Consider the following 21,087-nt stretch of genomic DNA (forward strand, 5'->3'; position numbering starts at 1 on the left):
CCTGGAACGGCGCCGGCCCACTAGGCCGTGCTACCCCGGCTGCTGCGCCAGCCACGCGGTGGCCTGGGCTTCCGTGTCGAAGGTGCGGTACGTGAGCGGCAGGCCCTGCACGTTGGTGGTCACGAAGGCCGTGGCCAGGCGCACCAGCACGTGCGGCGACACCACCACGGCGCCGAAACGGTAACCGCCTTCGGTCACGGCCCGCGCCAGCCAGTTTTGGGCCACCCACTGCTGCTCGGCCGGGGTGAAGGGCGTCATCTGCGCCTGATTGACCAGAATGCGGCTCCAGCGGCGCTGCTCCAGGCCGCGCAGCATAGCGTTGAACAAGGCTTGCGTATCGGCTAGGGTGCGGGGCTGGCTGCTCCAGGTAGTGCGCAGAAAACCAGCCGAATCAGCTGTCAGACGGCCCGCATTATTCTCAAAAAGCAGCTCGGGCCCGGGTCGGTTCATCGGCGCAAAGGTACCGCCGGGCCCGTGTTCTGCCCGCCTGTATTTGCCGCTGGCCGGGCCCAACCGCACCGCCCGGGCCCCAAAAGCCGTATACTGCGGCCTATGATTCCGCTGATAACCCAAACGCCCCGCCTCACCATTCTGGCCGCCAGCCGCGCGCTGCTCACGGCCGAGCTGCACAAGCCCCAGTACTTCCCGGTGCTGCTGGGCGCCGCCTTGCCCACCGACTGGCCCCCTGCCGGCCCCGACCGCGCCGCCTTGGAACTCTCCCTCGAAAAGCTCACCGAGGGCGGGCGCCACGCCGCCGGCTGGTACGGATGGTACGCTCTGCGCAAAGCCGAGGGCGACACGCCCCGCACCCTGGTGGGTAGCGCGGGCTTCATGGGCCCGCCCGACGCGGCCGGCACCGCCGAAATCGACTTCGCCATCGCGGCCGACTGGCGCCGGCAGGGCCTGGGCACCGAGCTGGTGGCCGGCCTGGTGGCCCACGCCGCCGACACCGGCCTGGTGCGCCGCCTGGTGGCCCACCCCGCGGCCGACAACCCCGGCGCGCTGGAGGTGTTGCGGCGCACTGGCTTCGAGCCGGCCGGCACCGCCGACGACGGCCGCCTGCGTTTCGAGCGGGCCGTGGAACCGGCGGTAGTGGCGGCCTGAGGTTTTTGCGAAACGGGGGCGGGAAGGCGGCGGGCCGTGGCCTACATTTGCCGCATCCCTCCCCATGCCTTGCCGCTCCATGAAAAACGCCCTGCTGAAATACGGTTCTTTCGCCCTTCTCCTCGCCCCGCTGGGCTGCCAAACCAGCGCCCCCGCCGCCACGCAAGCCACCACGGCCGACGCCTGGACGCCGAAAAAGGCCGACAAGTGGTTTCGGAGCCGCGTGTGGGCCAACGGGCTGAAGCTGAACGTGCAGGAGTCGGTGGACAAGGTGGAGTTTGCCAGGCAGTACACGGCCAATAAGGCGGCCTGGGATAAGGCCTTTGCCTACTTCCGCGACACCAACCTGGAGCAGCTGGCCGTGGGCAAATACCCCATCGACGGCGACAACGTGTTTGCCGCCGTGACCGACAACCCCACCAAGGAATACGCCAACACCAACTGGGAGTCGCACCGCAAGTACATCGACATGCAGTACGTGGTGCGCGGCGCCGAAAAAATCGGGCAGGTCCCCTTGGCATCGGCCACCGTCACCAAGCCCTACGACGAAGCCCGCGACGCCGCCAACTACAGCGCCGAAGGCCCCCTCTACGAAGCCAAGCCCGGCACCATCTACATCTTCTTCCCGCAGGACGTGCACCGGCCCAACATCAAAGTCGAGGGCATCGACAAGGACAAGAAACTGGTGGTGAAGGTGCGCGTGGCGCAGTAAGCCCGCCTGGCAGCCAAACCGGCACCGGGACCGTAGAAGGCCGAAGAATTCTTTCTTCCACCTCACTTCCGCTGTGCTATGTCTAAACTGCTGTTTCTCGTATTCCTGTTTGTATCGGCCGGGCTGGGCTTGCCCGCGGCCGCGCAAACCGGCACTTCAGACGTGCCGCCCCGGCCCAACCCGTTTCATTTCGTGAACGACGAAGCCAACCTGATGGCGCCCGCCGACGCCAAGAAGCTGGACAACGGCCTGCGCCGCTACGCCGACAACAACGGCACCCAGATTGTGGTCGTGACCGTGCCCTCGCTGGGCGGCCGCGACGTGGCTGCCTACGGCAAGGCCATTGGCACGGCCTGGGGCGTGGGCCAGAAGGATAAAAACAACGGCGTAGTGGTGCTTGTGAGCGCCCAGGACCGCAAGCTCAGCATCCAGCCGGGCAGCGGCCTGCAGGGCGTTATCACACCGGCCGTTACGCAGCAGGTGATTGGCCAGATGGGCCCCAGCTTCAAGCAGGGCAACTATTTCGCCGGCCTCCGCACCGGCCTCAACACCCTGATGGCCGCCGCCGACCCTAAGACCGCGCAGTCGCAGCAAGCCGGCAGCACAGCCGCTGGCACCGGCGCTGCCAGCACTGCCACTCCCGAATCGAACCTGGACCAGCAAACCACCACCTCGACTACCACGACCAACGACCCCATCATGGCGCCGCCCCCGGCCGAGCCCGCGCCGTCGGGCCCCGGCATGGGCACGCTGCTCATTGGCGCTTTGGTGATTGGCGGCATCCTGTGGTTCGTCATCAAGATGTTCCGTGGCCGAAGCGCCGCCAACAATCAGGCGGTCAATGGCCCGTTTAACAACACGCCCGGCGGCACCCCCAATTTCCTGCCCAATCGGCCCAACGGCCCCGGCGGCGGCTACGGCCAGGCCCCCGGCAACTACGGCCAGGCGCCCGCCTCGGGCGGCGGCATGGGCGTGGGCGGCATGCTGGCCACGGGCGCAGCCGCGGCGGCCGGTGCCTACCTCGGCAACCGCATGGCTTCGGGCCACGACACGTCGGGCAACAACTACGCGAACGACGGCAACAACTCAACCTTTAACACCGGAGCCGGCGCTGCGGCCGGCGCCGCTGGTGCTGGCACGGGCGCAGCCAGCGACTACTTCTCGGGCCGCGACGGCGGCACGGCCGATAACGCGGGCACCGACTATTTCTCCGATGCCAACACGGCCTCCGACAATTCGTCGGACTACTTCTCATCAGACGACAATTCCTCTTACGACGACACCTCTTCCGGCGACACGGGCGGCGGCGGCTTCGACAGCGGCAGCGACAACAGCGGCTCCTGGTAGCTGCGCCAGCGTACGGAAACGCTGACCGAAACGGGCTCCAACGCATTACGCGTTGGAGCCCGTTGTGCTTCCGGCCCTGGCCGGAGGCGCAGAAATCGGCCCTGGGCTTGGTTTAAAACGCTCTATCTTTCGCCCTCACTTCACAGCTAACCCAACAAGCCAATGCTGCAAGGACTGCGCACCGTGGTGTATCCGGTGGGAGATTTGGCCAAGGCCACGGCCTGGTACCGCACCGCCCTGGAACAGGCGCCCTACTTCGAAGAGCCGTTTTATGTCGGTTTCAACGTGGGCGGCTACGAGCTGGGCCTGATACCGCAAAACACCGCCGCCGGGCAGGCCGGCCCCACGGCCTACTGGGGCGTGCCCGATGCCGCCGCGGCCTACGCCCGCCTGCTGGAGCTGGGCGCGCATCCCAGCGAAGCCGTGCAGGACGTGGGTGGCGGCATCCTGCTCGGAGCCGTGCTCGACCCGTTTGGCAACCTGCTCGGCGTTATTCAAAACCCGCATTTTGCCCTGCCCGCTTACGCTTAAAGGGAGTAAAGAAGGTAAGAAACTGTCATGTCGAGCGCAGCCGAGACATCTCGCGTGCCGAAATAATCAAAATCGACCGACGATTTAATTTGCTATTGCACGCGAGATGTCTCGGCAAGCTTGACAGGACGGCCTGAATAATTTCCTCAATCCACTGATACGATGATTCCTAGTGTTTCCGTCCCGTCGGCCGTGCCTGTCCTCGAAACCAGCCGCCTGCGCCTGCGCGGCTTCCGCGCCGATGACTTCGACGCTTGGTTTGCCATGAGCCGCAGCATCGACTACCACCGCTACTTCACCCCCGAGCCTATGCCCGCCGAGGAGGTGTGGAAATTGCTGTTGCGCAGCGCCGGCCACTGGGCCGTGATGGGCTACGGCTTCTGGGCCGTGGAGGAAAAGGCCAGCGGCCGCTTCGTGGGGGGCATCGGCTTTCTCAACCTGAAGCGCGACATCGACCCGCCGCTGGGCGAAGCGCCCGAAATGGGCTGGGTGCTCGACCCCGCCATCCACGGCCAGGGCTACGCCAGCGAGGGGGTGGCGGCGGCCCTGGAATGGGCCGCCAGCTACTTCGGGCCGGAGCGCATGGTCTGCATCATCCACCCCGACAACGTGCCTTCGCTACGCGTGGCGGCCAGGTTCGGCTTTCACGAATACGCCCGCGCTACCTACCACGGCGCGCCCATTGTGCTGCTGGAGCGGCCCGCTCAGCCGGCCTGAGCCTGCGCCCGGCGGTGGGCCCGCAATAGCCGCACAATGGCGTAGATGCCCGGCAGCATGGGCAGCGCCGCCGTCCACATGCCGGCAAAATAGTAGTGCCCGGTGGTGCCGACATAGTAGTTGGGCATGTTGGCCACGAAGCGTCCGTTGCTCACCACCGCCGAAATCGCGCGGGCCAGCCCGGGCTGAATGGCCGGGCGCAGGGCCGGAAAAATGAAGTGCGTGAACTCGGCCACGCCCGGCCCGATGAAAATAAACCAAGCCATAAATCCGGCCAACGGCACGCGGTAGTACAGCCCCAGCGCCGTGAGGGTGTAGAGGATAGGACCAAAAAAGGCGAACACCAGCAGGAAGCCCCGCTCCGTCCAGCTGATGTCGAACAGCCGGCTCATGGCCGGCCCGAAGCCGGTGAGGTATTCCTCCACCATATGCACTTCCAGGGCCGCCACCGTGAGCAGAAACAGCGGCAGGATGAGGGCCGGGTCGGTGGGCCGGGCCAGGTTGGTGCGGCGCCACAGCAGCAGCGCCACCGTGCCCGAGCCGCCCACAATGAGCACCGGCGGCAGGCCAATGTTGCGGTAGCCGGCCACCATGGCCACCACCAGAAAAACCAGCGCCCCGCCAAAGCTGAGGCGTTGGGTGAGTTTGCTTGGAACTGTCATAAAGGGAAAATTTAAACTAACCAGTTGGTTAATGAGTGGATAAAAAAAACTCACAGCTGCTCCAGCAGCAGCTGCGTGATGTGGGCCGCACGCTCGCCCAGAAAGCGGCGGTACTGCGCCTCGCTCTGGTGCAGGAGGCGGCTGAGCAGGGGCTGGGCCAGCACGGGGTACACGCACAGGGCCACCATGTTGGCAAAAAAATGCTCGGCCGCGTGGGGCGCCTGATACCGCGCATTAGCGGCGGCCAACTGCTGCCGAAAGGCGTCCAGATTAACCAGGCGGCTGTCGCCGAACTGCTTGCTGAGGCGCTCGGGGTGCTGTTGCAGCTCGTGCACGATGAAGGCGGCGAGGCCCGGCGTTTCGGCCAGCGCCGTGGTGGTGTAGGCCACGTACTGCTCAATCTTGGCCGGAAGCGCGGCCTCGCCGTTGAGCACCTGCCCGATACCGCCCAGAAACTGCCCCAGCGCCTGCTGAAACACGGTATCGAACAGCTGCTCCTTGCTCTTGAAGTAGTAGTGCAGCATGGCCTTGTTGATGCCGGCCAGGTCGGCAATTTCCTGCATACGGGCCCCACTAAGGCCTTTTTGGTAGAAGACCGTGCCGGCTACCGCCAGGATTCGGTCGCGGGTAGAAGCGTCCAGGGATTTCATAAATTAACCAGTTGGTTAACTCAAAGGTAGTAGCTAAAGCGGCAGAAAACCAGAACGTCATGCTGAGCGCAGCCGAAGCATCTCTACAGCGCATGTAAATAAATGCTACTGCGGTAGAGATGCTTCGGCTGCGCTCAGCATGACGTGCCTGTTTGAGTAACACTAACGCTCTGCACCAACCGGCAATACCTTTGCCCCGCTTCACCATTTCCCCTTTCCGCCATGCCCCGCCCCTACATCCTCGCCGAAACCACCTGGAAAACCGTGCAGGAAAACGCCTATCAGGTCGTCGTGCTGCCCTGGGGCGCCACCGAGGCGCACAACTACCACCTGCCCTACGCCACCGACAACATTCAGTCGGACTACGTGGCGGCCGAAGCGGCGCGCAAAGCCTGGGAGCAGGGCGCCAAGGTGGTGGTGCTGCCCTGCATCCCGTTCGGCGTCAACACCGGTCAGCTCGACATTACCCTCGACATCAACATGAGCCCCAGCACCCAGCTGGCCCTGCTGCGCGACGTGGTGCAGGTGCTGGCCCGCCAGGGCATTCCCAAGTTCGTCATCCTGAACGGCCACGGCGGCAACGACTTCCGCCAGATTCTGCGCGAGCTGCAGGCCGAATTCCCCACAGTGTTCCTGAGCACGCTCAACTGGTTTAAAGCGGCCGACCGCAACCAGTATTTCAGTGCCCCCGGCGACCACGCCGACGAGCTGGAAACCAGTGCCATGTTGCACATTGTGCCCGCGCTGGTGAGCCCGCTCAGCGAAGCCGGCGACGGCGCCGCCAGGCAGTTCCGCATCGCCGCCCTGCGCCAGGGCTGGGCCTGGGCCCAACGCGAGTGGAGCAAGGTATCGGCCGATACCGGCGTGGGCAACCCCGCCGCTGCCACGGCCGAAAAAGGCGCTGCCTTCCTGGAAGCCTGCACCACCAACATCGGCCAATTCCTGGTCGAGCTGGCCGCCGCCGACCCGCAGGATTTGTACGAATAAGATTTTAGTTGGCAGTTGTTCGTTGTCAGTTGTCAGGCCCTGGCAACGGCTGCTTAAACTAACAATTGACAACAAGCAACTTACAACTGAAACATGCCCTCCCAATTCGATAGTGTGATTTTTGACCTCGACGGCACCCTCTGGGATGCTTCTGCGGCCATTACCAAAGCCTTCCAGGCTGCTAAAAGCAGCGTCGATTACATCGAGAATGACGTGACCCTGGCCCAGGTACAGGCCGTGACGGGCCAGCCCTACACCGTGGTGTACGAGCGGCTTTTCCCGAAGATGCCGGCCGATAAGCTCGACGAGTACCGCGCCCTCTGCGCCCGGCACGAGCTGAGCGCGGCCGAGGAGCACGGCGGCGCGCCCTACCCCGGCCTGGAGGATGCCCTCAGCTACCTGCGCGGCCAGGGCTACCGGCTGTTCATCGTCAGCAACTGCCAGCTGGGCTACGTGGAGGCCTTCTTCAAGCACAGCGGACTGGGCCATTTCTTCGAGGGCCACCAGTGCTTCGGCACCAAGTTGCTGCCGAAGGCCGACAACATCCGCGAAATAGTGGCCCAATACGGCCTGCAGGCGCCCGTGTACGTGGGCGATACGCCCGGCGACCTGGCGGCCAGCCAGGGCGCGGGCGTGCCGTTCATCTTCGCCACCTACGGCTTCGGGACGCTGACGGAAGCCGAAGCACCGGTGCGCATCGACCAGCCCACCGATTTGGCGCGTGTGCTTCGAAAATAGGCGCTGCGTGCTGGCGGGATTTGGTGGGCCGTGTAGCAAATGCTTAGTTTTGGAGGAATGAAATTCCCGGTCTTTCCCCGCATCACCGTTCATCCCGCCATCTGCAACGGGCAGCCCACCGTGCGCGGCCTGCGCTTCCCTGTGTGGCAGGTGCTGGATTGGTTGGCCGCGGGCACCACCGAAGCCGAAATTCTGACGCAACACCCCGAACTGGAGCCGGAAGATTTGCGGGCCTGCCTGGCCTTTGCCGCTGAGCGCCTCAAGCCCCTCGAACGCGCCTCGTATAGCCCTGAGGATGAAAGCTCCGAGGAGTGGATACTGAACCGGCAAAGTCAGTGGCTGGCCGAGCAGGAGTTCCTGAAGCAGCTATGGGAGCGCAGCCCTGTGCCGGCCAACACCGGTACCGCCCCGCGCCAGCCGGGCCAGCCAAAGCCCGCGGCGCCCAAAAAATGAGTCGTCAGGAAGCTGGAATAGATGCGTAGATTTGGGCACCGAGCCGTCTGCCCTTGATGGACGCCGGAATGCTTTCTGCCATGTACCAGGAACTCGCTTCCACCGCTTTTCTGCAGGTCGTTTACCGGCCCGACTCGTGCCTGCTCATTGGCCGCTGGCTCTGCTCCATCACCGACGAGCAGCTGTGCGAGGGCTACGAAACCATGCGCCTCGCCGCTCAGGAGCACGACTGCCGCCACTGGCTGATGGACGCCCGTCGCCGCACCGACCGCAGCCGCAACGGCCCCGAATGGGTGATAACCAGCTTTCTGCCCCGGGTGCAGAAGGAAATGGGCGGCAAACTCTACGTGGCTTTCTTGGTGTTGCCCAATCACTTGGCTGAACTCGACGAAGACCCCAGCGTGCCCAAAAAAGCCCATGGCGCCTCGGCGCCTTTCCAATACGCCCGCTTCATCGATGAAGGCGCCGCCAACGCCTGGCTCGACCAGAAGCGGCGCGGGAAGTAGGCGGGGTGGTTGCTTTGCGGGAGCAGGCCATAAACATAAAAAAGAACGGTCATGCTGAGCGCAGCCGAAGCGTCTCTACCGCTTCAGCGCAGCCAATTGAATTACCGCTGCGGTAGAGATGCTTCGGCGGCGCTCAGCATGACCGTTCTATAGATTTCGAACCGCCCTCACCGCTGGCTTTCCTGCGTTTGCATGGGCGTGGCCATTTCCACGTTCGAGGCATTGGGGAAAGCCAGGAAATGCGACACGCGCGGCACCTCCGGCCCGCTGTGGAAACTGAGCACCTGAGCCTCCACCACCTGGTCTTCTTTGGTGAAGCGGTGGTGCTGGCGCTGGTGCTCGCCCCAGGTGGCTACGTAGTAGAACTCGGTGAGGCGGGTGGGGTGCGCCACGTCGGCAAACATGCCGGCGCGCAGAGCGCCGTCGCGCAGGCGCAAGCGCTTGAGCTGCTCGGCCGCCGCGCGGAAGGCGGGCCAGTCGGCCGGCTCCACATGGTACTCAATCATGACCACGACGGGGCCGTCGTCAGGGTCGATTTCGCCTTCGGTTTCGGGGTCGGGCCAGTGCTCGGCGGGGGCCAGGTCCAGCCCTTCGGCCGGACGCATGGGGAAGGGCAAGGCCAGCAGCGTGCTCACCAGCATCCAGCCGGCGGCAATCAGCAGCGAGGTTTCGAGGCTGAGGTGGTCGGCCAGCTCGCCCCAGGCTAGGCTGCCCAGCGACATCCCCGCCTGAAACACCAGCATGTACACGCTGATGACGCGCGCCTGCACCCACTTGGGCACGTTTAGCTGCACGGTGGTGCTGAAGCTGGTCATCACCATCAGCCAGGCAATGCCCGAGAAGAACATCACGGCGTAGAGCAGGTAAATCTGCGAGACGAGGGCCAGCGCCACGTTGGTGCCCGCAAACATGAGCACGCCCAGCAGCACGCGCTGGTTGAAGCTCAGCCGCGATCCCGCCCGGCCCATCAGGAACGCGCCCGTGACGGCGCCCGCGCCCAGCCACGAGAGCATTACGCCGTAGTGCCCCGAGCTCAGGTGCAGCCGCCGGGCAATGACCACCGACACCAGCGCCCACATGGCCGTGGCGCCAAACGAAAACGCGAACGTGCGCACCAGCACCCCGTAAATGGCCGGCGAATACTGCACGTAGCGCAGCCCGGCCCGCAGCGCGCCGGTGAAGTTTTCGGCCGGCCCGCTGCTCACTTCCTGCTCACGCTTCCAGAAATACACCACCGCCCAGGTGCCCAGAAACGACACCCCGTTGAGCACAAACACCCAGCCAGCCGAGTAATAGGCAATGATGACGCCGCCAATGGCCGGCCCGATGGCCCGGGCAATGTTGTTGCTCACGCCGTTGAGGGTGATGGCGAACGGCAGCACCGGCCGCGGCACCAGCTCCGTGGTCACGGCCTGCCAGATGGGCGAGTTCAGGGCCGCGCCCATGCCCAATAAGAAGGTGAACCCCAGCACGCCCAGCGCCGACACGTTGTCCATCAGCGTGAGCACGCCCAGCACCGTGGCCACCACCGCCATGAACCCCTGCGTGAACAGCAGCAGCCGGCGCCGGTCCACGAGGTCGGCCATGGCGCCGGCGGGCATGCTGAGCAGGAACGCCGGTAAGCTGGTGGCGGCCTGCATCATAGCCACTAGCAGGGCCGAGGTAGTGAGGGTGGTGACGAGCCACACGCCGGCCACGTTCTGCATCCAAGTGCCCACGTTGCTCACCAGGCCCGCAATCCAGATGGCCCGGAAAATGGCGATGGTAAACGGCGTGAGCATGGTGGCCCTGGGGGCCGGGGCGGTGGTAGGCGTCATCGAAAAGCAGTAGGAGTCCGCTGGGTATAACAAGCCAGCGGGCGGAATGGCTTGGCTTCCTACGGTTTTCGGGGATGGGCTGTTAAAAGGACGAAAGAAATAGAATAAAAAAAGCCCGTCATGCTGAGCGCAGCCGAAGCATCTCTACCGCAGCAGTAAATTGATTACTTGTACGGTAGAGATGCTTCGGCTGCGCTCAGCATGACGGGCTTTATCTGTCCGCTGGATTATTTACCGCTTCTGCGACGACTCGCGCACCAGCAGCTTGGGCTTGAGCACGATGGGCTTGGGCGGCGCCTGGCGGTTGGGGCCGCCTTTGAGCATCTTTTGCAGCAGCTGCACCGCTGTTTTGCCCATTTGCTCGCAGCGCTGGTCCACGCTGCTGAGCATGGGCTCGGTGAGCAGCGTGAACATCTCATTGCTGAAACCCACCACGGCCACGTCTTTGGGCACACGCAGGCGCGCGCTCTTCACCGCCTGAATGGCGCCGATAGCGGCCAGGTCGTTGCTCGAAAACACGCCGTCCGGGCGCTGGGGCAGCTTCAGGAGCTGGCGCATGGCCTGGGTGCCGCCCTTCTGGTTCATCTCGCAGAACACAATCAACTCTTCGTCCACAGGCAGGCCGTGGGCCGTGAGGGCATCGCGGTAGCCCTGGTGGCGGTTTTTGTGAATGCTCAGGTGCAGCGGGCCGCTGAAGTGGGCAATGCGGGTGCAGCCCTGCTCGATGAGGTGGGTCACCACCTGGTAGGCGCCCTGGTAGTCGTCAATGACCACGGCGCTCACGTTGCTGCCGCTGAAATCTTCCACGGCGCGGTCGAAAAATACCAGCGGAATATTCTGCTGGCGCACCGCCTCGAAGTGGCCGAAGCTCTGCGTGGTGTTGGCCAACGACACGAGGATGCCTTCGACCTGCGAGTTCATCAGCAGGTCGATGTTTTTCTGTTCCTGGCGGGCGTCTTCGTTCGACTGGCAAATCATCACGTTGTAGCCCAGCTTGGCCGCTTCGGTGGCAATGCCGTGGACGACCTGCGGGAAAAAGTGGCCCGTGATGTGCGGCACCAGCACCCCCAGCGTGTTGCTACGGCCGCGGCGCAGGGCGGCGGCCAGTTGGTTGGGCTGGTAGTGCAGCTCTTCGGCCAGCTGGCGCACGCGGGCCTTGGTGGCTTCGCTCACGTCGTCGTGGTCGCTCAGCGCCCGCGAAATGGTGGAGGGGGAAAGTCCCAGCGTCTTGGCCAGGTCAGTGATAGAGGCGCGCCGATTGGCCATCTGTTCGTTGTAGCAAGGTGAAAAAATACCCGTGCCGTGGCTTGTGCTACTGTTCACGGGCCCCAGCGCAACGTTCCGAAACGGCCCGTTGCGTGGTGCTGACAATTTACCGAAAGCAGGCCGCGGCCCGGACATGAAGCCGCCACTTTCGGGCATAGATGGGAATTCTTCCGCAATCTACTAGCCACAAACGAAACCGGAAGTTTAGGGATGGGTTTTGGCGGGGGGTAGAAGGGCGCGGCAAGCGTTTAATGAAACGTCATGCAGCGCGTAGCGAAGCATCTTTACCGTAGCAGTAAATCCTTTTGAATGGATTGCGTTACGCGGTAAAGATGCTTCGCCGCGCGCTGCATGACGCCATGAAAACCCGTAATGCCCTACTTACTCCACCACCAGCCCAAACTTGGCCACCACGCCCAGCAGGCCGTGCAACGTGAACTTGGCGCCCAGTAGCGGGTTGATTTCGGGGTCGATGATGAAGCCGGTGGCGGTGGTGAAGTCGGCGCCCGGCAGGCGGGTGTTCTGAAACACCGCGCCGGCCAGCGCGCAGTCCTGGAACACGGCATTGCTCAGGTCGGCGTCGGCGAAATCGGCTTCCTCCAGCCCGCAGCCCATAAAGCGGGTGGCGGCCATGCTGCGCCCCGCAAATGAGGCGTAGCGCAACTGGCATTGGTCGAAATGCACGCCAAATAGCATGTCGCGGCAGGCCGTGAACTGCAGGCCCAACAGCTTGCACTCATCAAACGCCACGTTTTGCAGCGCCGTGCCCGCCAGCTTGGCCGAGGAAAGGTTGCAGCGCTCAAACCGGCATTCGCTGAAGCGCAGCCCGCTCAAATCGGCCCCGCCAAAATCGCAGTTGATGAAGTGGTATTCGTCGAATTCGGTGTGGCCCAGCAGGTGGCGGGCATCCCAGCCCGTAGCCACGTTTTCATCGGGAAATCGGTCGGGCTTGCGCAGGGCAGGGGCGGGCTTGCGGCGGGCTGGTTTCATGGCGGAGAGGTGTGCCACCACAAAGAACGTCATGCTTCGGCTGCGCTCAGCATGACGTTCTTTTTATTCTAAATAGCGCCTACTCCTTCACCACCCGCTGCACCTCGCTCAGCCCTTCGCCGCGCAGCCGCACCAGATAAGCCCCCGGCGTGAGCGCCGCCGTGCGCCGCGCCAGCTCGGCCTGCACCTCGGTGGCCGTGCCGCGCAACGCCAGCACCGGCTGGCCCAGGGCCGACAGCACCTCCAGCGTCAGGGGCCGCGCGTCGGGGTTGGCGATGCGGATGTTGAAGGCGCCCGGCGCGGGGTTGGGGAAAATTTGCAGGCGCGCGGTGGCGGCTTTGGGCGCCAGCGCCGCGGTTACGGTGCTGCGGAAATTCAGTCCGATGAGCACCGGGTCGTGGTCGGAGGAGCGGAAGGGGCTGGTGATGTCGGTGGCGGCGCCGGCCACGTCGTATTCCAGAAATTCGGGCTCGGCGGCGTTGATGTGCCACTTTTCCACAGCCGCGTGGCCCACCAGGTTGGGCGTGAGCACGGCGTGGTCGAGCGAGCCGCTGAGGCCGCTGAAGAGGTAGGAGGCGCTGGCGGCCGGGCTGCCCAGCACGAAGCCCGCCGCCCGCAGCACGTCCATCGGGTCTTCCTCGTAGTTGGCGTTGTAGTCGCCCACGCTCACCACGTAGCGGGTGCCGGCGGGCTTCACCACGGCGTTGATGAACTGCACGAGGGCCGCGGCCTGCTGCTTGCGGCGCAGGTTGCTGGCACCCTGGCCGTCCTGCTGGTCGGCGTTGGCGCCGCTGCCGCTGGCTTTCGATTTAAAGTGATTTACCACGATGGCAAAGGTGTCGCGGGTAGCCGTGGGGCGGTTGGTGGTGAAGAGTTGGGCAATGGGCGGGCGCTCAAACACGCCGATGGTGGTGCACAGCAGGAAGTTGCCGTAGGGCGTCACCGCCGCCGGCTTGTAGATGATGGCGCAGTGAATCAGGTCGGTGTTGTTGGGCTGGGTGTAGAGGCCGCCGTCGTCGATGAAGGCGTAGGTGCCCGCGCCCTGGGCCTGGTTCAGGCCGTTCACGAGGTCCTGCACGGCCGAAATGGCCCGGGTGCCGTCGTTTTCCACTTCCATCAGGCCAAATACGTCGGCATTTATCTGGGTGAGGGCAGCGAGGATTTTGCTGCGCTGGCGCTGAAAATCGGCCAGCGTGAGAGCCCCGCGCGAAGTAGGAAAGCCGCCGCCCGCGCCATCGCCGTTGAAGAAGTTAAGCACGTTCATGCTGGCCAGCTTCACGTCGATGTTGCTGAAAGTAGGCACCGGCGGGCGCACGGTCGTTACCTGCGGCGCATCGGCGCCGGCCAGCGGCTGGATGCGCCACTTGCTGCTGCCGTAGCCCATGATGCCGCGCAGTTGCGTCACGGTGCTGCCCACGCGTACAGTGCCGGTGGTGGCGTCGAGGTAGGGGATGGGCGTGGGGTTGGTGGCGGCGCGGCCGTCGTCGAGCACCAACGATTTGGCTACGTTGGCGGCCTGGTAGGCGTTCACGGCGGGCACGTTGGTGGTGCCGGTGCTGCTGGTGCCGCTGGCCGGGTCGTCGTTGGGGTCCACGAACTGCGTGGGCTGATACACCAGGCCTTGGGTCGAAATGGTGAGCTCGCCGCGCGACTTCACGGCGGCCACGTCGGCCACCGTCACGGGCGCCGAAAACTGCACCCGCATGCCTTCGTATTGCTCGGCGTCGAGGCTCGAAAACATGGCATTATTAAGAATGGTGAAGGCCGGCTGTGCGCTGCTGGCCGCCACCACCGTGATGCTGGGGCTGGTGAGCACGGCCTGGTTGAACGAAGGCGTGCTGGCAATTTCCTGCACCGCGCCGGTGATGCGGAGCTTGCTGCCGACGGCCACCGTGGGGTTGGTTTGCACCACAAACAGGGCGTCGGAAGTGGTGGGGTCGCCGTCGGCGCCGGCCGCGTCGTTCTGCACGTAGAAGCCGGCCGGGCTCAGGCCCGCGTACACGCCCGTCACCACCGCCTCGATGGTGTAGGTGCCCGCCGTGGCCAGCGCGCCGCTGGTTTGGATGACGCCAATGGGCGTTACGGTGGCGGTTTGGGCCAATGCGGGGGCGGCCGCAACCGCCAGCAGTGCCGTGCCGGCCAGGAAAAAGGAGCGGGTAAAAACCTGCGTCATAAACGGAAAAATCAAAAGAGTCCCAAAGCGGGGCTGTAAATGTACTGGGGATTTGGCAGTTGGGGCCGTTGGTGAAAAAGGCTGTCGGTCAGGCATCGGATAAGCTCAACCACACCGCGATGCCCGGCAACTCGCAGGCGGCCCCGGCACGTAAGCCCGGTAGTTGCCTTCCAATTCACCTTGCCACCTTTCCGTTCAATGTTCCAGGAAACTTCCGCTGCCGCCCCCGAAACCACCGACCTCGAGCCGCGCCACGACGAGTCGCGCCGTCAGTTCATCAATCACGCCGGGCGCGGCCTGCTGGCCGTGGGCGTGGCTGGCGCATTGCCCCTCGCCGCCGCCAAAGCTGCCACCCCCGAAGCCCCCGTGCCACCTGCCACGGGTCCGCTCGACATCCAGCTGCCGCCCCTCGAAGCGCCCACCGACCCCAAAGGCGCCGACCCCCTCAACCCCGACGCCCCCGAGCGCCGCGTGGGCTACGCCCTGGTGGGCTTGGGCCACCTCACGCTGAATGAGATTTTGCCCGCCTTCGGCAAAAGCAAGCACGCCAAGCCGGTGGCCTTGGTGAGCGGCGACCCCGAGAAAATGCGCAAAGTGGCCCAGCAGTACGGCATCAAGCCCGGCAGCTGCTACTCCTACCAAACCTACGACCAGCTCAAGGATAACCCCGAAGTGGAGGTGATTTACATTGTGCTGCCCAACTCCATGCACCACGAATTCACCCTGCGCGGCGCCAAGGCCGGCAAGCACATTCTCTGTGAAAAGCCGATGGCGAACAGTTCGAAAGAGTGCGAGGAGATGATTGCGGCCTGCAAAAAAGCCGGCAAGAAGCTCATGATTGCCTACCGCATTCAGTACGAGCCGCTGAACCGCATGGCCCAAAAGGCGGTGCGCGACAAGACCTACGGCCGGACCAAGATGATTCAGATGATGAACACCCAGAACCAGGCCCACGACCAGCAATGGCGCCACAAAAAAGCCCTGGCCGGCGGCGGCTCCCTGCCCGATGTGGGCCTGTACTGCCTCAACACCACGCGCTTCCTGCTGGGCGAGGAGCCCACCGAAGTATCGGCCCAGATATACAGCACGCCGGGCGATGACCGGTTCAAGGAAATCGAAGAGAATGTGAGCTTTACGCTGCGGTTTCCCAGCGGTGTCATCTCGCAGTGCATGACGGGGTACGGCTCATTCAACAACAAGAGCTACACCGTGTATGCCGAAACCGGCAGCATCGAAATGGACCCGGCCTTCCCTTACCACGGGCTGCGGCAAGAGCGCACCCACGCCCCCGGCGGCAAACAAATGAAGGAGGTGCCCAACGACCCGCAGAAAGACCAGTTTGCCCTCGAAATGGACCACATGGCCGAGTGCGTGCGCCAAAATAAAACGCCCTACACGCCCGGCGAAGAAGGCCTGCAGGACCAGCGCATCATGGAAGCTATCTACCAGTCGGCCCGCGAAAACAAGCCGGTGAAACTGCCCGCCGTGGCCAAGCTCGACGCCTTCCGGGGCGAGGCGCCGAAGGAAGAAGAGGCGTAATCCTGCGAGTTTAACGTAGTACGTCATGTCGAGCTTGCCGAGACATCTCGCGTGGGATAGTAATCCAATCGATTGAATTACTATCCCACGCGAGATGTCTCGGCAAGCTCGACATGACGTTTTTATTTCCTACTTCCTCCAAATTCCCACCGCCCCATGCGCACCATCAAGCAGCAGCACCGCGCCATCAACGCGCCCATTGCCGACCTCGTGACTTACCGGGCGCTGCCCACGGCCTCGGTCGAGTACCTCGACCCGTTTCTGTTTCTCAACCACCACGGCCCGCAGGTGTACCGGCCCAACAACCAGGGCCTGCCCTTTGGCCCGCACCCGCACCGCGGCTTTGAGACGGTGACGTTTATTCTCGAAGGCGATATTTTGCACAAAGACACGGGCGGGCACGAGAGCGTGATTTCGGCCGGGGGCATTCAGTGGATGACGGCCGGCAGCGGGCTGATTCACGCCGAGGTGTCGTCGGAGGAATTTAAACGGACCGGTGGGCCGCTCGAAATCCTGCAGCTCTGGGTGAACCTGCCGGCCAGGGACAAGATGGTGGCGCCGCGCTACATTGGCCTGCAGCGCGACGAAATTCCGGCCGTAAACCTGGCCGGCGGCGTGGTGGTGCACGCCGTATCGGGCGAGTGGGCGGGTACAGCTGGGGCCGTGCAGCCGCTGGCCGACGTGGCCCTGGCCTGGCTGGAACTGCCGGCCGGCAGCCGCGCGGTGCTGCCCATTGCAGCAGCGCGCAACATTTTCTTCTACACCGTGCGCGGCACCTTGCGCGTGAACGGCGCCGAAACCAAGTCGCGCGAGCTTCTGGAGTTCAACCACGACGGCAACGAGTTGACCCTGGAAGCCCACGAGGCGGCCGTGGTGCTGCTGGGCCACGCCCTGCCGTTCAACGAACCCATGGTGTCGTATGGGCCGTTTGTGATGAACACGGAGGCCGAGATTCAGCAGGCCTACCGCGACTACCAGGCCGGCGCTTTCGGCGTTTGGAACGGCTGATTCGGCGAAAAGACAGGCCAAAAAATAACCTCAACTGGCATTTATTAGTTGAGGCCAGCAGCGGCAGCTAACGCAGAGGCGTGATGGCCGCCGTTTTGTTTGTTTAGCCGGTGCTGATGCCCCCTTTGTCCCGTTCCCTTTATTTCGAAAACAGCCACGGGCGCATCTGGGAAGAGCCGGAAGGCTACGTGCGGCTGGTGTACCACGCCGGCCCGCGCGAGGCTGTGCAGTTCCGGGCCCTGCTCACGCACGCCGCCCAGGCCCTGAGCCGCCACCGCTGGAGCCGCATGCTGGTCGACCAGCGCGACATGGCCCCCTTCAACCCCACCGAGCAGGACTGGATGACCAACGAGTGGCTGCCCCGCGCCGTGAACGAGCACGGCTACCGCCACGGCGCCATTCTGGTGGCGCACAACGTGTTCGCCCGCCTGGCCACCAACCAGTTTGTGATGGCCAGCCGCAACCTGCCCCACGTCTACCGCACGTTTGAGGCCGAGGCAGAAGCCACCAACTGGCTGAAGCAGGTGCCCGACGGGCGCTGAGTCAGCGGAGCCCTGCCCAAAATCGGTGCCCCAGCCGCTAAAGCAGGCCCGCCAGAATGTTGATAGTCAGGGCCACAATGGTGGTGTTGAAGGCAAAGGCCATAAGGCTGTGAAACAGCACCAGTTGCCGCATGCGCAGCGAGGTGATGGCAACATCGGCGGTTTGCGACGTCATGCCAATCACGAAGGAGAAGTAAGCAAAGTCCCAGTAGGAGGTTGGCTCGGCGCCGGTGAAAAGCAGGCCCGCATCGGGCGCGGTGTCCTTGCGCAGCGTGAAATAGGTGTGCGCGTAGTGCAGGGCAAACAGCGTGTGCATCAGGCACCAGGTGCTGCCAATGGCTACCACCGATACCGAGATGTTCTCCACCCGCTCTTCCAGCGCCATGGCCTGCATGTTGTGCAGCATCAGCACCACGGCCACGATGCTGATGGTGGTGCTCGTGAAGGTGGCCAGCAGCAGCAGCAGCCACGTTTTGTTGGGCTGCAGCGACTTGACGACGTGGGGCATGTCGGCCACGCGCGTATGGAAAATGGTCATCCAACTCAGCAGCAGAATGCTCAGCACGAAACCATCCCAGCCCATCATCAGCCGGGTGAGGGGCGAGAAATCGGGCGGAGCCAGCCGGTAGCCCAGGCCGCCGATGGCCAGGGCCAACAGCAGATGAATCAGGCGGGGCAGCAAGCCCGGCCGCAAAGGCGTCAGCGCCGAAAGTCGCGTCGAGAGGGCAGCGTCCATGGCATGCGAAACAATTGCGCGGTGGCCCAACCGGCCGCCGCGCCCCACACTAGCGCCGCACCAGCCGGCGGCCTATCAGCAGTTTCGAAACTTCCCTAATATACAACAATGCCGGGACGTTTGGGGCGTCCCGGCCTCCGGCAGTAGGCGACTGGCGCGGGCCTGGCTGGCTATTCCAGCAGAGAATCAGGGTGGGAAAAAGAACTAGCAGGCCAGACCAATTGCAAGGGCTGTGCGTAGTTTTGGGCGTACCCTTTCCCCGTTATCATGCGCAAAATCCTCTGCCTTGGGGCGCTGCTGACTGCCTCTATCCCCTCATTTGCTCAAACGGCCCGCCCGGCGGCCAGCGCCGCGGCGGTGCAATACGAACACTGCATCCTAGTGGTCACGGGCCGCGAGTACGACCATGCCGAACTGGAATATGGACAACATTTCAAAGACGGTTCGAAAGACGAAGCCATGGCCAAAACCGACCAGGTGGTGCGGAAACTCCGGTCGGCCGTGGCCGCGCTCAACTACCTGAGCAGCCAGGGGTGGGAATGTGTCGGCGTCAGCACCGCCTCGCCAAACACCTTTGACCAAACCGGGTACCTCATGCGGCGCGCCAAGTAGCGCGCCGTTTAGCCCACTTTCGCCTCGGCCACGGTATCCACCTGCCCGGCCAGCAGGTCCTCAAACGTCTGGCGCTTGCGGATGAGGCGCAGCTCACCACTTTCGTCGAGCAGCACTTCGGCCGGGCGGGTGCGCGAGTTGAAGCTGCTGCTCATCTCGAAGCCATAGGCGCCGGCGTTGTGGAAGGCCAGCAGGTCGTTTTCGTGAATTTCGGGCAGCAGCCGGTCCCAGGCAAAGGTGTCCGTCTCGCAGATGTTGCCCACCACGGTGTAGAGCCGCTCGGCGCCCTTGGGGTTGGTGAGGTTGCTGATGTGGTGGTAGCTGTCGTAGAACATGGGCCGAATCAGGTGGTTGAAGCCCGAGTTGACGCCCGCAAACACGGTGGCCGTGGTTTGCTTCACCACCGCCACGTTCACCAGCAGGTAGCCGCTTTCGCTCACCAAGTACTTGCCCGGCTCGAACCAGCACTCCAGCGCGCGGCCGTATTCTTTCTCGAACGACTTGAAGGCCGCCGCCACCTGCACGCCCAGCGCGTTCACGTCGGTTTCGGGGTCGCCGGGCTTATAGGGTACTTTAAAGCCCGAGCCCAAATCCAGAAACTCCAGGTCCGGGAAGCGCGTGGCCGCGTCGAAGAGGATTTCCAGCGCGCGCATGAACACGCCCACGTCCTTGATTTCGGAACCCGTGTGCATGTGCAGGCCGCGCACGTGCAGGCCGGTGCCCTTCACCACACGCTCCAGGTGGCGCATCTGGTGGATGCTGATGCCGAATTTGGAGTCAATGTGGCCGGTTTGAATCTTGTAGTTGCCGCCGGCTTCGATATGCGGGTTCAGGCGCACGCACACCGGGTAGGAGCCGCCAAATGTGGCGCCAAACCGCTCCAGCAAGGAAATATTGTCGATGTTGAGGTTAACGCCCAGGTTCTTGGCTTCCACCAGCTCCTCAAACGTCACCGAGTTGGGCGTGAACAAAATATCATCGGGCGCGAAGCCCACGTGCAGGCCCAGCCGCACCTCGTTGATGCTCACGCAGTCGAGCCCCGAGCCCAGGCTGTGGATGTGGCGCAGAATGGCCACGTTGCTCAGCGCTTTGCAGGCATAGAAAAAGCGCGTTTTATGGCCCGAAAAAGCCTTGGTCAGCTTCTCGTACTGGCGCGTGATAGTCGCCGAATTATAAACGTATAGGGGGGTGCCGAACTGGTCGGCGGCGGCGCGCAGCGCATCGTTAATACCTGACATAATTACAAAAGTACGGCCTGCTGGAAGTAAAACAGAACGTCATGCTGAGCGCAGCCGAAGCATCTCTACCGCGCAAGTATTCATTTACTATTGCACGGTAGAGGTGCTTCGGCTGCGCTCAGCATGACGTTCTTTCCAAACGCTTAATTCCCTGTTATCATCATGTCATCTCCTGCTCCCCTCGAAGTCTGGCTGCGCGGCCCCATTGCCGGGGTGCCGCCGCTGCTCCAGCCCGTGGCCCACGCCCTGCTGCAAGCCCGTGAAGAACTGAACACCGCTATGGCTGATTTCCCGCCCGCGCTGCTCAATGAACGGCCGGCGGGCGTGGCCTCCGTGGGCTTCCACCTCCAGCACCTCGCCGGCGTGCTCGACCGCCTGCTGACTTACGCCCGGCAGGAAACCTTGTCCGAACAGCAGTTTGCCGAATTCCACGCCGAAAACCCGCCACTCACCATTGAATCTGACGTCGTGACGAAACTCGTGCAGCGCTTCAGCAACCAAGTTGATGCAGCCCTAAATCAGCTAAAAGCCACCAACGAAGCCAGCCTGACCGAGGTGCGCGGCGTGGGCCGGGCACAGGTGCCGTCCACGCACTTAGGGCTGCTGGTGCACGCGGCCGAGCACACCACCCGCCACCTGGGCCAGCTGCTGGTGACGGCCAAGTGGGTGCAGAGCCTGGCGCTGCATTAAGAGATGAGCAGTGCAAAAAGGCTGTCATGCTGAGCGCAGTCGAAGCATCTCTACCGCACAACGCAATCC

General features: G+C 63.8%; 23 protein-coding genes. 14 read left to right on the forward strand and 9 right to left on the reverse strand.

Translation table 11 applies throughout. The features are described from left to right. Positions 1–30 precede the first annotated feature (30 nt). On the reverse strand, positions 31–450 hold the full coding sequence (locus tag Q4S41_RS06155) for a hypothetical protein (protein WP_305030223.1): 420 nt from the start codon (positions 448–450) through the stop codon (positions 31–33). Positions 451–552: 102 nt separating this feature from the next. On the opposite strand from Q4S41_RS06155, the gene Q4S41_RS06160 reads away from it, so the two are divergent. The 5 genes from Q4S41_RS06160 (at position 553) to Q4S41_RS06180 (ending at position 4,411) form a co-directional block, all read left to right on the forward strand. Next, the gene (locus Q4S41_RS06160; protein ID WP_305030224.1) at positions 553–1,104 is read left to right on the forward strand and encodes a GNAT family N-acetyltransferase; all 552 of its coding nucleotides are present in this window, start codon (positions 553–555) and stop codon (positions 1,102–1,104) included. Between the two features lie 79 nt (positions 1,105–1,183). Then, positions 1,184–1,816: a YhcH/YjgK/YiaL family protein gene (locus Q4S41_RS06165; protein WP_305030225.1), complete on the forward strand. Its 633-nt coding sequence runs from the start codon at positions 1,184–1,186 to the stop codon at positions 1,814–1,816. Between the two features lie 78 nt (positions 1,817–1,894). Beyond that, complete coding sequence (locus Q4S41_RS06170) at positions 1,895–3,163, forward strand: TPM domain-containing protein (RefSeq protein ID WP_305030226.1); 1,269 nt, start codon at positions 1,895–1,897, stop codon at positions 3,161–3,163. Between the two features lie 162 nt (positions 3,164–3,325). Further along, on the forward strand, positions 3,326–3,694 hold the full coding sequence (locus Q4S41_RS06175; RefSeq protein ID WP_305030227.1) for a VOC family protein: 369 nt from the start codon (positions 3,326–3,328) through the stop codon (positions 3,692–3,694). A gap of 162 nt (positions 3,695–3,856) precedes the next feature. Further along, on the forward strand, positions 3,857–4,411 hold the full coding sequence (locus Q4S41_RS06180) for a GNAT family N-acetyltransferase (protein WP_305030228.1): 555 nt from the start codon (positions 3,857–3,859) through the stop codon (positions 4,409–4,411). Here Q4S41_RS06180 and Q4S41_RS06185 read toward each other — a convergent pair. Together Q4S41_RS06185 and Q4S41_RS06190 are read right to left on the reverse strand one after the other, a co-directional pair. Further along, the gene (locus Q4S41_RS06185) at positions 4,399–5,073 is read right to left on the reverse strand and encodes a hypothetical protein (protein WP_305030229.1); all 675 of its coding nucleotides are present in this window, start codon (positions 5,071–5,073) and stop codon (positions 4,399–4,401) included. The two genes, Q4S41_RS06180 and Q4S41_RS06185, sit on opposite strands and share 13 nt — an antisense overlap. A gap of 50 nt (positions 5,074–5,123) precedes the next feature. Beyond that, positions 5,124–5,723, reverse strand: a complete 600-nt coding sequence (locus tag Q4S41_RS06190) for a TetR/AcrR family transcriptional regulator (RefSeq protein ID WP_305030230.1) — start codon at positions 5,721–5,723, stop codon at positions 5,124–5,126. 222 nt (positions 5,724–5,945) lie between these two features. Between Q4S41_RS06190 and Q4S41_RS06195 the strand changes: the two genes are divergently transcribed. The 4 genes from Q4S41_RS06195 to Q4S41_RS06210 all read left to right on the forward strand — a co-directional run bounded on the left by Q4S41_RS06195 (position 5,946) and on the right by Q4S41_RS06210 (position 8,407). After that, on the forward strand, positions 5,946–6,710 hold the full coding sequence (locus Q4S41_RS06195) for a creatininase family protein (protein ID WP_305030231.1): 765 nt from the start codon (positions 5,946–5,948) through the stop codon (positions 6,708–6,710). Positions 6,711–6,803: 93 nt separating this feature from the next. Then, the gene (locus tag Q4S41_RS06200) at positions 6,804–7,448 is read left to right on the forward strand and encodes an HAD family hydrolase (RefSeq protein WP_305030232.1); all 645 of its coding nucleotides are present in this window, start codon (positions 6,804–6,806) and stop codon (positions 7,446–7,448) included. A gap of 57 nt (positions 7,449–7,505) precedes the next feature. Continuing rightward, positions 7,506–7,901 (forward strand): DUF433 domain-containing protein, encoded by a 396-nt coding sequence (locus tag Q4S41_RS06205; protein ID WP_305030233.1) that lies wholly within the window; start codon positions 7,506–7,508, stop codon positions 7,899–7,901. 80 nt (positions 7,902–7,981) lie between these two features. Further along, entirely contained in the window at positions 7,982–8,407 is a 426-nt protein-coding gene (locus Q4S41_RS06210; protein WP_305030234.1) for a hypothetical protein, read from the forward strand. Positions 8,408–8,574: 167 nt separating this feature from the next. Here the strand turns inward: Q4S41_RS06210 and Q4S41_RS06215 are convergent, their stop codons facing one another. The 4 genes from Q4S41_RS06215 to Q4S41_RS06230 form a co-directional block, all read right to left on the reverse strand. Continuing rightward, positions 8,575–10,224 (reverse strand): MFS transporter, encoded by a 1,650-nt coding sequence (locus Q4S41_RS06215; RefSeq protein WP_305030235.1) that lies wholly within the window; start codon positions 10,222–10,224, stop codon positions 8,575–8,577. Positions 10,225–10,455: 231 nt separating this feature from the next. Next, positions 10,456–11,490 (reverse strand): LacI family DNA-binding transcriptional regulator, encoded by a 1,035-nt coding sequence (locus tag Q4S41_RS06220; protein WP_305030236.1) that lies wholly within the window; start codon positions 11,488–11,490, stop codon positions 10,456–10,458. Between the two features lie 381 nt (positions 11,491–11,871). Continuing rightward, positions 11,872–12,480 carry a pentapeptide repeat-containing protein gene (locus Q4S41_RS06225; protein ID WP_305030237.1) on the reverse strand — a complete coding sequence of 203 codons (609 nt, stop codon included), beginning with the start codon at positions 12,478–12,480 and terminating at the stop codon, positions 11,872–11,874. Between the two features lie 79 nt (positions 12,481–12,559). After that, entirely contained in the window at positions 12,560–14,653 is a 2,094-nt protein-coding gene (locus Q4S41_RS06230; RefSeq protein ID WP_305030238.1) for an ExeM/NucH family extracellular endonuclease, read from the reverse strand. Between the two features lie 198 nt (positions 14,654–14,851). On the opposite strand from Q4S41_RS06230, the gene Q4S41_RS06235 reads away from it, so the two are divergent. The 3 genes from Q4S41_RS06235 (at position 14,852) to Q4S41_RS06245 (ending at position 17,742) form a co-directional block, all read left to right on the forward strand. Beyond that, a complete protein-coding gene (locus tag Q4S41_RS06235; RefSeq protein WP_305030239.1) occupies positions 14,852–16,192 on the forward strand; it encodes a Gfo/Idh/MocA family protein in 1,341 nt (446 codons plus the stop codon). Positions 16,193–16,348: 156 nt separating this feature from the next. After that, positions 16,349–17,200: a pirin family protein gene (locus Q4S41_RS06240; protein WP_305030240.1), complete on the forward strand. Its 852-nt coding sequence runs from the start codon at positions 16,349–16,351 to the stop codon at positions 17,198–17,200. 125 nt (positions 17,201–17,325) lie between these two features. Next, positions 17,326–17,742: an STAS/SEC14 domain-containing protein gene (locus Q4S41_RS06245; protein ID WP_305030241.1), complete on the forward strand. Its 417-nt coding sequence runs from the start codon at positions 17,326–17,328 to the stop codon at positions 17,740–17,742. A 37-nt stretch (positions 17,743–17,779) separates the two neighbouring features. Here Q4S41_RS06245 and Q4S41_RS06250 read toward each other — a convergent pair whose 3' ends face one another. Continuing rightward, on the reverse strand, positions 17,780–18,478 hold the full coding sequence (locus tag Q4S41_RS06250) for a DUF1345 domain-containing protein (protein ID WP_305030242.1): 699 nt from the start codon (positions 18,476–18,478) through the stop codon (positions 17,780–17,782). Between the two features lie 267 nt (positions 18,479–18,745). Here Q4S41_RS06250 and Q4S41_RS06255 point away from each other — a divergent pair, with 267 nt between their 5' ends. Continuing rightward, positions 18,746–19,090: a hypothetical protein gene (locus tag Q4S41_RS06255; RefSeq protein ID WP_305030243.1), complete on the forward strand. Its 345-nt coding sequence runs from the start codon at positions 18,746–18,748 to the stop codon at positions 19,088–19,090. Between the two features lie 8 nt (positions 19,091–19,098). Here Q4S41_RS06255 and lysA read toward each other — a convergent pair whose 3' ends face one another. Then, positions 19,099–20,328 carry a diaminopimelate decarboxylase gene (gene lysA, locus Q4S41_RS06260; RefSeq protein WP_305030244.1) on the reverse strand — a complete coding sequence of 410 codons (1,230 nt, stop codon included), beginning with the start codon at positions 20,326–20,328 and terminating at the stop codon, positions 19,099–19,101. A 162-nt stretch (positions 20,329–20,490) separates the two neighbouring features. Here lysA and Q4S41_RS06265 point away from each other — a divergent pair, with 162 nt between their 5' ends. After that, positions 20,491–21,018 (forward strand): DinB family protein, encoded by a 528-nt coding sequence (locus Q4S41_RS06265; RefSeq protein WP_305030245.1) that lies wholly within the window; start codon positions 20,491–20,493, stop codon positions 21,016–21,018. Positions 21,019–21,087 lie beyond the last annotated feature (69 nt).

The sequence above is a fragment of the Hymenobacter convexus genome (assembly GCF_030580955.1).
Classification (GTDB): Bacteria; Bacteroidota; Bacteroidia; order Cytophagales; family Hymenobacteraceae; genus Hymenobacter.

Coding starts and splice junctions, on each gene's coding strand:
- Q4S41_RS06165 (WP_305030225.1), top strand. CDS start 1,184: ATGAAAAACGCCCTGCTGAAATACGGTTCTTTCGCCCTTCTCCTCGCC.
- Q4S41_RS06220 (WP_305030236.1), bottom strand. CDS start 11,490: ATGGCCAATCGGCGCGCCTCTATCACTGACCTGGCCAAGACGCTGGGA.
- Q4S41_RS06235 (WP_305030239.1), top strand. CDS start 14,852: ATGTTCCAGGAAACTTCCGCTGCCGCCCCCGAAACCACCGACCTCGAG.
- Q4S41_RS06215 (WP_305030235.1), bottom strand. CDS start 10,224: ATGACGCCTACCACCGCCCCGGCCCCCAGGGCCACCATGCTCACGCCG.
- Q4S41_RS06225 (WP_305030237.1), bottom strand. CDS start 12,480: ATGAAACCAGCCCGCCGCAAGCCCGCCCCTGCCCTGCGCAAGCCCGAC.
- Q4S41_RS06250 (WP_305030242.1), bottom strand. CDS start 18,478: ATGGACGCTGCCCTCTCGACGCGACTTTCGGCGCTGACGCCTTTGCGG.
- Q4S41_RS06185 (WP_305030229.1), bottom strand. CDS start 5,073: ATGACAGTTCCAAGCAAACTCACCCAACGCCTCAGCTTTGGCGGGGCG.
- Q4S41_RS06155 (WP_305030223.1), bottom strand. CDS start 450: ATGAACCGACCCGGGCCCGAGCTGCTTTTTGAGAATAATGCGGGCCGT.
- Q4S41_RS06240 (WP_305030240.1), top strand. CDS start 16,349: ATGCGCACCATCAAGCAGCAGCACCGCGCCATCAACGCGCCCATTGCC.
- Q4S41_RS06205 (WP_305030233.1), top strand. CDS start 7,506: ATGAAATTCCCGGTCTTTCCCCGCATCACCGTTCATCCCGCCATCTGC.
- Q4S41_RS06230 (WP_305030238.1), bottom strand. CDS start 14,653: ATGACGCAGGTTTTTACCCGCTCCTTTTTCCTGGCCGGCACGGCACTG.
- Q4S41_RS06175 (WP_305030227.1), top strand. CDS start 3,326: ATGCTGCAAGGACTGCGCACCGTGGTGTATCCGGTGGGAGATTTGGCC.
- Q4S41_RS06180 (WP_305030228.1), top strand. CDS start 3,857: ATGATTCCTAGTGTTTCCGTCCCGTCGGCCGTGCCTGTCCTCGAAACC.
- Q4S41_RS06190 (WP_305030230.1), bottom strand. CDS start 5,723: ATGAAATCCCTGGACGCTTCTACCCGCGACCGAATCCTGGCGGTAGCC.
- Q4S41_RS06195 (WP_305030231.1), top strand. CDS start 5,946: ATGCCCCGCCCCTACATCCTCGCCGAAACCACCTGGAAAACCGTGCAG.
- Q4S41_RS06265 (WP_305030245.1), top strand. CDS start 20,491: ATGTCATCTCCTGCTCCCCTCGAAGTCTGGCTGCGCGGCCCCATTGCC.
- Q4S41_RS06255 (WP_305030243.1), top strand. CDS start 18,746: ATGCGCAAAATCCTCTGCCTTGGGGCGCTGCTGACTGCCTCTATCCCC.
- lysA (WP_305030244.1), bottom strand. CDS start 20,328: ATGTCAGGTATTAACGATGCGCTGCGCGCCGCCGCCGACCAGTTCGGC.
- Q4S41_RS06160 (WP_305030224.1), top strand. CDS start 553: ATGATTCCGCTGATAACCCAAACGCCCCGCCTCACCATTCTGGCCGCC.
- Q4S41_RS06170 (WP_305030226.1), top strand. CDS start 1,895: ATGTCTAAACTGCTGTTTCTCGTATTCCTGTTTGTATCGGCCGGGCTG.
- Q4S41_RS06210 (WP_305030234.1), top strand. CDS start 7,982: ATGTACCAGGAACTCGCTTCCACCGCTTTTCTGCAGGTCGTTTACCGG.
- Q4S41_RS06200 (WP_305030232.1), top strand. CDS start 6,804: ATGCCCTCCCAATTCGATAGTGTGATTTTTGACCTCGACGGCACCCTC.